This is a genomic window from Peribacillus sp. SIMBA_075 (genome assembly GCF_046534585.1).
On record NZ_JAWRYN010000930.1, the window covers coordinates 1 to 260 of the forward strand.

1 protein-coding gene is annotated in these 260 nt (G+C 32.7%); it reads left to right on the forward strand.

Annotated elements, in window-relative coordinates; all coding sequences use genetic code 11:
* Window positions 1–71: 71 nt before the first annotated feature.
* On the forward strand, window positions 72–260 hold a 189-nt coding region (locus tag SB775_RS30980; protein WP_410865103.1), incomplete at its 3' end, for a GNAT family N-acetyltransferase.

A 260-nucleotide genomic window follows, 5' to 3' on the forward strand; every position in this document is an offset into this window, starting at 1 on the left:
TATACGTAGAATAAAAGGACTTATGAAAAAAAAGTAGAAGTACATTGATTCTAACGAAAGCAGGAATGTAAATGATATATGAAGCGAATATACATACAAGAGAAAAATTAGTATCTATGTTTAAGGATTTTAATAATGTTGTTTTACTGTCTTATATACAAGGACATATGGGAGAGGCTTGGGTAAACGATCTTGAAAATCCAACAGTAGCGCAAGTTACGGTAGGGATTTTCACATTTTACACTGGGGATTCGAATGCG